The organism is Propionibacterium acidifaciens DSM 21887, from assembly GCF_000426605.1.
In the GTDB taxonomy this organism is placed as follows: Bacteria; Actinomycetota; Actinomycetes; order Propionibacteriales; family Propionibacteriaceae; genus Propionibacterium; species Propionibacterium acidifaciens.
Map to the genome: position 1 here is coordinate 1 of NZ_AUFR01000051.1, position 10,896 is coordinate 10,896.

Here is a 10,896-nt window from a genome sequence, read left to right on the forward strand (position 1 = left end):
GGTCGGTGGCTCCCGTCCGGTGAGATCGAGTTCCTGGGGCGCACTGACACGCAGGTCAAGGTCCACGGGCACCGCATCGAACTCAAAGAGATCGAGCATGCGATCTCGACTCACCCCGAAGTCATGGAGGTCGCAGTTGTCGCTTCCGAGGGACGCACCCGTCAGATGTATGCAGCGGTCGTCACCCGTCCCGGTGCACGGCTGACCGTCGACGAGCTCGTCGGTTGGCAGGAACAGCAGATCCCGTGGCCGTGTACGCTGCTGTCCTTCTTCGACGAGTTGCCACTGAACCGCAACGGCAAGGTCGATCGCGAGGCCGTGCTCGCCAGGCTCATGGCAGAGTACCCGGACGGGGGCCCGATCGCCGGGAGTCCACTCGGTCCGCTCGAGGCTGCTGTCGCCGCGTACTGGTACGAGTACTTGTCCGTCCCGGTCCGCTCGGCCGACGATGATTTCTTCTTGCTCGGCGGCGATTCCCTGATCGCCTCCAGGGTCATTGCCGCAATGCGTCGCGAGGGCTGGACGACGAGTCTCGCCGAGGTCTTCACCCACCCGAGACTGGGCGATTACGCGAAAACCTGCGTTCCCCCGCAGGGGATCCGGGAGGATCAGGCGTCCGCACTCGCCCACGATGCTGATCACGCGTACGAGCCCTTCGGGCTCACCGAAGTGCAACGCGCCTACCTCGTGGGACGAGATCCCGAGCTGACACTGGGCGGCGTGGACTGCATCTTCTACCGGGAATACCGCGTGGAGGAGGTTGACGAGCAGCGCCTCGGCAGGGCCATCGACACGGTCGTGGCCCGGCACCCGATGCTGCGCACCGTATTCGAGGGGACGAGCCAGCGGGTTCTGGCCGAGGTGGGGCCTTACCGCGTCGTGCGATCCGCCGGCGCCGAGGCCGAGCGCATGCGCCGTGAGTTGTCCGGCCGCGCCTTCGAGCCCGACAGGTGGCCGCTATTCGATGTGCGAGTGCTCGAATTCGACGGTTCCCCGCACATCTGCGTGACCACGGACTCGATCGTCATGGATGCCGCCTCCGTGCTCATCTTCCAACGCGAGGTGGACGCGGCCTATGCGGGTCATGAGCTGGAGGCGCCGCCCGAGATCGACTTCCGCGACTACGTCGTCGGGTACCTCGAGGACGAGGCCCTCTCTGGTGAGCGCCGCTCGGCGGCCCTCACCTATTGGCGGGAGCACGCCCGCGAACTCCCCCCGAGCCCCGCTCTGCCCTTGGCGCGTAGTCCCGAAGAGCTCGGCGTGCCCGGCATCGAACGCCGTACGATCCAGATCGACGCCGGGCAGTGGGAGCTGTTGCGGGAGCGCTGTCGCCGGGAGGCGGTCACTCCGTCGGTTCTCGTCCTGGCCTCCTTCTGCGAGGCGATGCGCGCCTTCAGCGGGCAGTCGGCCGTCTCTGTTGCGGTTACCGTGTTTGATCGCCCTGAGGTTCACCCCCAGATCGATCGCGTGCTCGGCGACTTCACGTCGCTGGTTGTCGCCGCGTACCGTGCGAGCGGCGAACAGGATTGGGCCACCAGGGTGAAGGACGTTTCGCATGAACTGGCCCATGATCTCGAGAACTTCAGCGTCGGCATGGGGGCCATCGGGCGCCTCGCCCAGGAAGCCGGAGCCACTTCTGCCTTTCCGGTCGTGTTCACCTCGGCGCTGGGCATCGAGCAGACCTTCGGCGGGGACAGGGGCCTCTTCCGCGAATGCACCGGAGGAACATCCGCCACGCCCCAGGTCTGGCTCGACCATCAGATCAGCGACGACGGACAGGGCGGTGTGCGTATCAACTGGGACCATGTGGTCGGTCTCTTCCCCGAGGGCCTCATCGAAAGCGCCATGGCTCATCAGAAGGCACTTCTCGACTTCGCTTCGGAACAGAGCTGGGATACCAGCCCGCCTGCGGCCATCACTGAACGGGAGCGTGAGACCCGCCGATGCTTCGAAGAGCCGGCAGAGACGGAGCCCCGCCTCCTCCACGCGGATCTTGTCGCACTGGCCCGAACGGTCCCCGACGAACCGGCGCTTGTCGGTCCGGACGGGAGGATCCTCTCCAGAGGCGCCCTGATGGACCGTGCCTCACGCGTGTGCGCGGTGCTGAGTCACGAAGGCGTCGGGGCTGGGGAACAGGTGATGATCAGACTGTCCGATCCGGTGTCACGGGTGGCCGCGATCTACGGCGTCCTCATGGCCGGGGGCTCCTACGTACCGGTCAGTGCGGATCACCCGCGTCGGCGGGTCGACTCGATCATCGCCCAGACCGGGTTGCGCACGGTCATCGACGACGACTGGATGCTCCGTCTCGAAGGCAGTGCTGGACCGACTGCCACGTCGTGGGGGCCCGGTCCGGCCCGGCCCGAGGATCCCGCGTACACGATCTTCACCTCGGGCTCGACCGGCGAGCCCAAGGGCGTGGTCCTTTCGCATGAAGCCGCTGCCGCCACGATCGACGCGGTGCACGCCCGTTGGAAGCCGCGGGAGGGCTGGCGGGGTCTCGCTGTATCGGCCGTCGACTTCGACCTCTCGGTCTTCGACCTGTTCGGCTGCCTGGGCTCGGGAGGGCTGCTCGTACTGGTAGGGGAGCAGCACCGTCGAGACTCGCAGAGCTGGGCGCGGTTGGTTCGTGAGCATCAGGTGAATTACTGGAACACCGTGCCGACTCTGCTCGAGATGCTGCTCGTGTCGGCCGGGCCGGGTGATCTGACCAGCCTGCGTCCGGTCCTCGTCTCGGGCGACCGGGTGCCGCTCGATCTTGACAGCAGGCTCATCGAGGCGTCACCGCGGGCCATGCTCGTCGCCCTGGGCGGCGCCACCGAGTGCGCCATCTGGTCGAACTGGTTCGAGCCGACTGGTGATGAGTCCTGGCGCCAGCAGTCACCGGCTTGGGACAGTGTGCCGTACGGGCATCCGCTGCCGGGTCAGCGCTTCGATGTGCTTACTGCCGAGGGAGAGCCGTGCCCGGACTGGGTCGTCGGCGAGTTGACCATCAGCGGCTGCGGCGTGGCAGAAGGCTATGTCGGCGAGGACCAGGGCGGCTTCCGCGTCGACAGTGCGGGCCGGAGGAGCTATCGGACAGGCGACCTGGGGCGCTTCCGCCCCGGCGGTCTCCTCGAGATCCTGGGACGCCTCGACGATCAGGTCAAGGTGCGTGGCCATCGCATTGCCACGGGAGAGGTGGAGGCCGCCGCGGAATCCCTCCCGGGGATCGAACGTGCCGTAGCCGGTGTGATCGAGGGCGAGGACGGGGCGATTCTCGCCCTGGCCTGCGTGCCGACCACGGCAGCCCTCAGAGGGGAGACCGGTCGGGTCGAAGTCGATCCGGTGCACGCGGAAGGCAGCCCGAGTCATTTCGGTCTGCCTGCCAGGGCGATTCGGGTTGCGGCTGTGCTGCGTGAAGTCATTTCTCGCACGCACCGCGACGACGGCACCCTTCGTGTCCTGGAGTTCTGGGAGGCGTGGCTCGCCGGTCAGGAGATCGGCCGGCTCTTGGTCGAGGACATCCCGGTTGTCGAGCTGCTTGCCGATGTGCTGGCCCGGCGCCGTCCTCTGGCCGACCTCGGGACGGAGCGGGCCACGGATGTCATGGCTCAGATGAATGACCAGGAGGAGTCCGCATGCGCGCTGGAGTGGATGCTTCGCAGCGCCCGCAAGATCATCGATGGGTCCAGCGCGTCGTACGTTGGGTTGTGGGCGTCCACCGCCGTTGCCCATGAGCTGGCCGGACGCATTGGCGGCATCGAGGCGGATCGCGATCATCTGGTTCCTACCGGCGAGTCCGAGGTCTGGGCGGGCCGGGGGTTCGATCTGGTCCTCGCCCCGTTCAGCATGCACACCTTCGCCCGGCCCGAACGGGCCATGCGCCGCGCGGTGAGGGCCCTGCGTCCCGGTGGGCATCTGGTGATGACTGAGATCGGACGCCTGGCCCCCGAAGCCCTGCTCTCGGCAGTACTGCTCGAGGACGGATTCGGCCCCGACGGGAGCAGAGCGTCCGATCCGATGCGGGGGCACTGTCATGATCACGACGAGTGGGCCGAGCTGGCCGTCCGTTTTGGCTTGCGTCCGACTGCGGCGATCTCGGTGGAGGGGAGCACCGTGTACGGGCTCGTCCTGCAGCGTCCGGGCGAGGACGAGGAGCTGGACGGAGAGCGGCTCCGCGCTCAACTTGCTGAGCGTCTGGCCGCACCATATGTGCCCCGGCTGTGCGAGATCATCGACGCCGTCCCCATGACGCGCAATGGCAAGGTCGACCGGATGACCGTCATGGCCGCCCTGCGAGTCGGCGGCGCCGGAGCACTCGGCGGCGGGGAGGCCCCGGGCGCGGGCCTGGAATCATTGGTCGCCGAGTGCTGGCAGTCGCTGCTCGGTGCCAGCGGGATCAGCCGGACCGATTCCCTGTTCGACCATGGCGGCGACTCGCTCTCCGCAGCCCGGCTGGTGGTGGAGCTGGAACGTCGCACCGGAGTGCGGCTGTCCCTGCGCCGGATACTGGAGTCCCCGACCGTGCAGGGCATCGCCGAATCCTTGGCCATCGCCGGAGCCGATGACAACGGCGAGGGTTTCGAGGAGGGCGAACTGTGAGCAGGATCGGTGTGCTCGGTTCCTCGGGAGGGGTTGGGCGGTGCATCCTGGCATCGCTCAAGACCGCAGGGCATGAGACCTTGGCCGGGGTACGCCGCTCTCCTGGTCCCGGCCAGGTGAGAGTGGACGAGGATCTCGGAGCGGCCCTGGCCGGGGCCGTCGACGTGGTCATCGACGCCTCCCCCTCCCGAGCAGATAAATCCACCGTAGCCGCCATACTCGACGCCGGAACGCCGGTTGTCGGGGTCGGTCACGCACTGGTTGGAGGCAGGAGTCTGCACGTACGCTGCGCCGGAGCCCTGCCGGGCATCCTCACCGCTGCGCCGCTGCTGCTTGACCATCGGGGTGGTGGCGTCGAGTACCACGCGCTGCTGGCCGGCGCCCTGAGTCGCACTTCCGCCCGTGACATCCTCGAGGGCGCCCGCCGAAGCGTCGGCACCGAGGTCCAGCGGGACGCCCGCATGCCTGGTGTCGACGCGGAGGTTGATCTGGTGGCTTTCCAGGACGAGGACACTCGCGCTGTCGATGCTCTGTTCGGGGCTCCGATTCGCTGGCTGAACGCATGGGCCGGCCGTGCCCTCCGCGAGGCCCTCTTCCGCGCTGTCGGAATGGATGCTGAGGAAGCCTCGGCGAGTCTCGCCGCCGCCTCGCTCAGGCCCGTTCTGGAAGGCGGTTCCGAAGTCATCGTCCACGTTGCAGGGGCCGGTGAGAGGATCCTCATCGAGGCTCCCAGCATCGCCGGGATCTGCGCGTGGACGGCTGTTGCCTGTGCTGTGGAAGCAGTGGCCGATCCCGGCCCGGCGCGTTCGACGACCGCCGTCGAGTTGCTCGGGGAACGGGCCGGCGACCATCTGAAAAACATTCTCACGAGGGCGGGGGCCCGGCTGCTCGATGATGTCGAGGAGCAGGAGGAGGGCGAGCTGTGAATCGGGTCTTGGTGTGCGGATCGACCTTCGGGGCGGTCCATGCCTGTGCAGTCGATCGGGCCGATGATCTTCAACTGGCCGGGCTCTTCGCTTCGGGGAGCGAACGGTCGAAGACCTTGGCGCGTGCATACGGCGTCCCGCTCTGGACCGGAGTCGAGCATGTGCCGCGTGAGAGCGACGCCGTGGCCTCGGTCGTTCTACGCAGCGCCGCTCTGGGCGGTCATGGTACGGAACTGGCCGAGAAGCTCATGGACAGCGGCTGGAATATTCTTCTCGAGCAGCCCGTCCGAGCGGATGAGATCAAGCATCTGCTGGCCAGTGCCACTCGCAACAAGGTGATCCTGCACGTGGGGAATCTCTACCTGCGCCTGCCGGCAGTGGCAATGGTCACCAGGGTCGCCGGACGGATGCGCGGACGGATCAGATCGGTTCGCATCAGTGCCTCGTCCCAGACCCTGCTGCCGGCCGCGGCTTTGTTGCGTCGGCTCGTGCAGGGCGGGAGCCCGAGGATCGAGCATGTCTCGACTCACGCGGGTGTGACCACATGCATCGGGTGTTGTTCGGACACGGGCTTCACCCTCACGGTGCACAACGAGCAGGATTCCGTCAACCGAGACGACGGGCTGCTGGCCCTGTTGGGCGCCGAGATCATCACCGATGCCGGTGTGCTCGCCATGGCGGACTGCTCCGGTCCTGCGCTGTGGTACCCGAGGCTCGAAATGGGACGACTCGACGCCTTCGGTCTGCCTGCCGGGCTGCCTGGCAGCCCGCACCGGGGCCTTGTCCTGAGCTCCTCCCCCGGATGGTCGCTCGACGATTTCATCAGGATCGCCTGGACCGCTGCGATCGCTGAGGACATCAGGGCCTGCGCACGTGCCTCCGTCGGCTCGGGCTCCGACCGCAGGGAGCTGGCCCGGAGCATCGCCGATGCCACATGGTGGACCCTGCTGTCACGCGAGATCGGACTGCCGGCCCAGGCTGAGAGGGAGGCCTGGAGGCTCGATGCGGCATGGTTCGAGCAGGTGCGCGCGATCGCGGAACCGGAGTGACATCCGCCCGCCGCCATCGGTTCCTCTCCGAACCGGTCGAATCCTCGTCTCCGGTCCGGTCCGGTGCGGAGCGGGTCTGGGCCGCCCCTGTCCGCCTGCGGGGGCGCTCGTTTCGGGCCCGCGGGTAGCCTTGATCATGTGAGTCATGAGCCCCAGGGCGCTGAGGACGCCGTCCAGGACGCGTCCGGCGATGCCGTCGCCCTGCACGGGGCCGACGCCTTCGCTGGCGGTCCCGGCGCAGCGCAGGAGTGGTGGGACGATCCCGCCATGCCCTGGAAGCACCGGCCCGGCAGGTCCGACATCTCCTGTCTGGTCTGGATGGGCGCCCTCGGCGTCTTCAGCCTCGCCATGATGCCGCTGCGCGCCTGGCTGCTCGGTGCCCCCAGCCGCATCCCCGCGCTCGTCGCGGCGACCGGCTCGCGCACCGGCAGCGCAACTCTCGGCGCGCTGGTGCGCGAGGGCGACTACCGCCTGGTGATCCCATGGGTGCTCGTCCTGATGGCCGGAACCGTCATGAGCTGCAAGTTCGACTGGGTCTACTGGTGGGCCGGCAAGCTGTGGGGTCGCGGCATGATCGAGGTCTGGGCCGGTCGCTCGGAGCGCGCCCGGACCCGGTACGAGAAGGTCGAGCGCTGGGCCGACCGGGCCGGCTGGGTGGGCATGCTGCTCGCCTACCTGCCCGTTCCGCTGCCCCTCATGGCCGTCGTCTTCGTCCTGGCCGGCGCCAACCGGATGAGCGTCCGCCGCTTCGTCGCCATGGACTGCGCCGCCTGCTTCATCTGGCTGCTCGGCTTCACCGCCATCGGCTACCTGGTGGGCGCGCCCATCACCTCGCTGCTCGCCGGCTACGCGAGGATCGCCAACTACGTGTCGATCGCGCTCGTCGTGGTCGTTCTCGTCGCCGCCCTCACGAGCTCTTGGCGCAGGGCGAGGGCCCAGGGTGCCAGGAACTGATTCCCGCGTCCTCAGTCCCTCAGTTCGGCGAGCGCCCTCGTGCAGTCCTCCTGGGCCCGCCGGCCGTAGGCGACGAGGATCGCCTCGTCCACCTCCGTCGGCGTCGCGGCCAGCGTCCGCACCGCGATGCGCGCCGCGTCGTCCGGGGGCCACCCGTAGACGCCGGCGGAGATGAGGGGGAAGGCGACGCTGCGCGCCCCCAGTTCGTCGGCCACCGCCAGGGCGGCGCGGTAGCAGTCGGCCAGGATCCCCGAACGGTCCTCCGTACGGGAGAAGACGGGGCCGACGGTGTGGATGACCCAGCGCGCCGGCAGCCGTCCGGCCGTCGTCGCGACCGCCCGCCCGCGGGCCAGCCCGTCGGGCAGGCTCGTCGCCCGCAGCGCTCGGCAGGCCTCGAGCACGGCGGGCCCGCCGGCCCGGTGGATGGCCCCGTCCACCCCGCCGCCGCCCAGCAGCGAGGGGTTCGCGGCGTTGACGATGGCGTCGGCCGCGACGGTGGTGATGTCCGCGCGCACGATCCGGATGTCCATGGGCCCATTGTGGCGCGCGGCGCCGCCGTCCCGCGCGGGTTCCGGCGCCCGCACCGAGCCGTTCGTAATAGTGTGTGCCAGAGCGTCAGATGGGAGTGCCATGAACCTGGAAAAAGTCGTCTTCGGCTTCTTCGTCACCCTTGCCGCGGCACTGAACCTCGGCTTCTTCCTGGGCCGGATCGACGATCCGGCCCTCCACAACGGCTACGAGCTGGCGGCCGCGCTCGTCGTGAGTCTCATCACCACCGTCCTCAAGTTCGGCGACCGCACCCAGCTGGGCGCGGTCCACCTGGCCACCTCGCTCGTGGCCGATCTGCAGCTGGCCGTCGCCGCGGTCATCTGGGTGTGGGCCACCCAGGTCGTGGCGACGACGATGACGCCCGCCCACATCTCGCTCATCGTCTCGATGTCGGGAGGCGCCCTGCTGGCCAACCTCGTCTCGGTCGTCCTCATGATCAGCGAGATCATCCAGATCAGGCGCTGAGCCGCCATGCCCGCCAGCTCGACCCGGCAGCGACGCCAGGGGGCGCTCACCGACGTCTTCTACCTCATCCTGCGAAGGATGCGCTTCCCCCTGCTCCTGCTCATCGGCATCTACGTGGTGTGCACCCTCGGGCTGAGCCTCATCCCCGGTGTCGACGCGCAGGGCGGGCCCGCCGGCCCGATGGGCATGTTCAACGCCTTCTACGTCGTGAGTTTCACGGGCACGACGATCGGTCTCGGCGAGATCCCGCAGGCCTACTCCACCGCGCAGCGCATGTGGATGCTCGGCACGATCTACGCGACCGTCATCGGATGGTCCTACTCGCTGGTGAACATCCTCGCCCTGCTCCAGGAGGACGCCTTCCAGAACGCCCTGCGCCAGGCCCGGGGCACGCGCAAGATCTACTCGATCCGCGAGCCCTTCTACATCGTCGTCGGCGCCGGCGAGACGGGCATGCTCGTCTGCCACGGCCTCGACCGGCTGCGTCTGCGCTTCGTTGTCATCGAGCGGGACGAGAACCGCCTGGCACGCCTGCGCCTCGAGGAGTTCCACCAGGACCCGCCGCTCATCGCCGCCGACGCCTCCCAGCCCCAGGTGCTGTCGAACGCCGGGCTCGTCTCGCCGCACTGCCGCGGCGTCATGGCGCTGACCGACGACGACGAGAAGAACCAGGCCGTCGCCGTGACGACCCGGCTGCTCGCCCCCAGGGTGGCCGTCCTGGCTCGCATCCGCAACCGGGACGCCGAGACCCACATCGGGGTCTTCGGCGGGGACCTCGTCGTCAATCCCTTCCAGCGCTTCGCCCGTCAGCTCGCCTCGGCGATCACCGCCCCCGAGCGCTACCGCCTGCGCGAGACCCTCATCGGCTTGGAGGGGGAGTCGATGCCCGAGCCCCACCAGCCGCCGCGCGGCAAGTGGATCATGTGCGGCTTCGGGCGCTTCGGCCACGCCGTCGTCGACGAGCTGCGCGGCGCCGGGATCGACGTGACGGTCATCGACGTCGCCCACTACGACGAGGGCGGCGTGGACGTGCGGGGCTCCGGCATCGACTCCGAGTCCCTGCTGGCCGCCGGCGTCAAGGAGGCCGACGGCATCGTCGCCGGCAACGCCTCCGACACGAAGAACCTCGCCATCGCCGTCACGGCGCGCGACCTGAACCCCGGGATCTTCGTCGTCACGCGCCAGAACCAGACGGCCAACGCGCCCCTGTTCGACACCTTCACCGATGACCTGTGCATGGTGCCGAGCCACATCGTCGCCCAGGAGTTCCTGGCTCGCATCACGACGCCCCTGCTCGGTCAGTACCTCAGACGCATCAGCCAATACTCCGAGAAGGAGTGCAAGCTGCTGTGCGACCGTCTGGCCCGTTACGGACGTGGGCGCATCCCCGAGCTGTGGGACGTCGTGCTGCGCCGCAACGGGGCCGAGGCGGTCTGCGCGGTGCTCAAGCAGGGGGGCCCGGTCACGGTGGGCCAGCTGCTCACCGACCCGAGCTCGCGCGGCTGGCGCAGCGAGGCCGTCGTCCTCATGGCCCGCCGCGGCAACCGGACGATCGACCGCCCCGGGCCCGAGCACGAGCTGGCCCTCGGCGACCGGCTGCTCATCGCCGGCTCGGACCGCGGCCGCCGTGACGTCGAGTCCGTGCTGCGCAACCCGAATGCGTTGAGTTATGTGCAGACCGGGCAGGAGGGCAATGGGGGCGCCCTGTGGCGCTGGGCCAGCCGGCTCGCCGGGCGCTGAGCAGGGCCTGACGAGCCCCTCAGGCGCGGGCCCCGCGCCGACGTGGACCCGCCTGATCTCGGCCTTGCGAGCTCCGGGGCCCCGGAGTCGGCCGGGCCGTCACCGGCCCTCCCGGGGGACGGGAGGGCCGGTCATCGCCGATCATCCGGCTGATCGCTCACCCCTGCCGACCGAGGTACGCGTACAGCCCGGCCAGCGGTTTCGGCGCCCACCAGTTCCACTGGCCGAGCACGGTCATCGTCGCCGGCACGAGCAGCAGCCGCACGAGCGTCGCATCGGCGGCGACCATGATGGCCAGGCCCACGCCGATCTGCTTGATGGCGATCATCTCGCCCGAGACGAAGCCGAGGAAGACGGCGATGATGATCGCGGCGGCCGAGGTGATGATGCGGCCCGAGCGCTGCAGCCCGCGGGCCACGGCCTCGTCGTTGTCGTACCCGGCCCGCCAGTACTCGCTGATGCGGGCCAGCAGGAAGACCTCGTAGTCCATCGCCAGGCCGAAGCCGAAGGCGGCCAGGCAGGCCACGATGAAGGTCTCAAGTCCCGAGGTCCTCGGCAGTCCGAGGTGCCCGCCCTCGAAGAGCCAGGCCGTGGCGCCGAGCGAGGCGACGAGGGAGAAGCCGTTGATG

Annotated in this window: 8 protein-coding genes; 6 read left to right on the forward strand and 2 right to left on the reverse strand. The window is 69.0% G+C overall.

What is annotated here, in order from left to right:
- Positions 1-90: 90 nt before the first annotated feature.
- From K336_RS16325 to K336_RS16330, 4 genes are all read left to right on the forward strand, one after another.
- A complete protein-coding gene (locus K336_RS16325; protein ID WP_267879359.1) occupies positions 91-4,584 on the forward strand; it encodes a non-ribosomal peptide synthetase in 4,494 nt (1,497 codons plus the stop codon).
- Positions 4,585-4,706: 122 nt separating this feature from the next.
- Positions 4,707-5,510, forward strand: coding sequence for a hypothetical protein (locus K336_RS0111880; RefSeq protein ID WP_155945101.1), 804 nt, complete (start codon positions 4,707-4,709; stop codon positions 5,508-5,510).
- 11 nt (positions 5,511-5,521) lie between these two features.
- On the forward strand, positions 5,522-6,559 hold the full coding sequence (locus K336_RS0111885; RefSeq protein WP_233418767.1) for a Gfo/Idh/MocA family oxidoreductase: 1,038 nt from the start codon (positions 5,522-5,524) through the stop codon (positions 6,557-6,559).
- 138 nt (positions 6,560-6,697) lie between these two features.
- Positions 6,698-7,513, forward strand: coding sequence for a DedA family protein (locus K336_RS16330; RefSeq protein ID WP_021797043.1), 816 nt, complete (start codon positions 6,698-6,700; stop codon positions 7,511-7,513).
- Between the two features lie 11 nt (positions 7,514-7,524).
- Here the strand turns inward: K336_RS16330 and K336_RS0111895 are convergent, their stop codons facing one another.
- The gene (locus K336_RS0111895; protein ID WP_028707152.1) at positions 7,525-8,043 is read right to left on the reverse strand and encodes an O-acetyl-ADP-ribose deacetylase; all 519 of its coding nucleotides are present in this window, start codon (positions 8,041-8,043) and stop codon (positions 7,525-7,527) included.
- 100 nt (positions 8,044-8,143) lie between these two features.
- On the opposite strand from K336_RS0111895, the gene K336_RS0111900 reads away from it, so the two are divergent.
- Positions 8,144-8,527 carry a DUF6394 family protein gene (locus K336_RS0111900; RefSeq protein ID WP_021796424.1) on the forward strand — a complete coding sequence of 128 codons (384 nt, stop codon included), beginning with the start codon at positions 8,144-8,146 and terminating at the stop codon, positions 8,525-8,527.
- Between the two features lie 6 nt (positions 8,528-8,533).
- Positions 8,534-10,267 carry a potassium channel family protein gene (locus K336_RS0111905; protein ID WP_081660829.1) on the forward strand — a complete coding sequence of 578 codons (1,734 nt, stop codon included), beginning with the start codon at positions 8,534-8,536 and terminating at the stop codon, positions 10,265-10,267.
- A gap of 157 nt (positions 10,268-10,424) precedes the next feature.
- On the opposite strand, the gene K336_RS0111910 is transcribed toward K336_RS0111905, so the two are convergent.
- Positions 10,425-10,896: MMPL family transporter (locus tag K336_RS0111910; RefSeq protein ID WP_028707154.1), on the reverse strand; the 472-nt coding region annotated here is incomplete at its 5' end.

Coding starts and splice junctions, on each gene's coding strand:
- K336_RS0111895 (WP_028707152.1), bottom strand. CDS start 8,043: ATGGACATCCGGATCGTGCGCGCGGACATCACCACCGTCGCGGCCGAC.
- K336_RS0111900 (WP_021796424.1), top strand. CDS start 8,144: ATGAACCTGGAAAAAGTCGTCTTCGGCTTCTTCGTCACCCTTGCCGCG.
- K336_RS0111905 (WP_081660829.1), top strand. CDS start 8,534: ATGCCCGCCAGCTCGACCCGGCAGCGACGCCAGGGGGCGCTCACCGAC.